This window comes from Mesorhizobium sp. M8A.F.Ca.ET.207.01.1.1 (genome assembly GCF_004794715.1).
Taxonomy (GTDB): domain Bacteria; phylum Pseudomonadota; class Alphaproteobacteria; order Rhizobiales; family Rhizobiaceae; genus Mesorhizobium.
The window spans coordinates 1-381 of sequence record NZ_SRUS01000189.1 but is presented as its reverse complement, the minus strand read 5'-3'; the positions used below and the strand labels follow the sequence as shown (position 1 = coordinate 381).

General features: G+C 62.5%; 1 pseudogene. It reads left to right on the top strand.

From position 1 onward, the window contains the following. Positions 1-381: pseudogene (locus EN850_RS34115) on the top strand (translational GTPase TypA); the annotation flags it as partial.

Sequence of the window (381 nt, the reverse complement as noted above, 5' to 3'; positions counted from 1 at the left end):
GCCTGATCGGTTTCCAGAACGAGTTCAAGACCCTGACCCAGGGCTCGGGCCTGCTGTTCCACGTGTTCGACCATTACGGTCCGAAGGAACAGGGCGCGATCGCCAAGCGCATCAACGGCGTGATGATCGCCAATGCGCCGGGCGTCACCCCCGCCTACTCGCTGGGTCCGCTGCAGGAGCGCGGCAAGCTCTTCGCTGCCGAAGGCGACAACGTGTATGAAGGCCAGCTGGTCGGCATCCACTCCAAGGACAACGACCTGACCGTCAACGCGATCAAGACCAAGCCGCTGACCAACATGCGCGCTTCGGGCAAGGACGATGCGATCCAGCTGACCCCGGCGATCAAGTACTCGCTGGAACAGGCGCTGGACTTCATCGAAG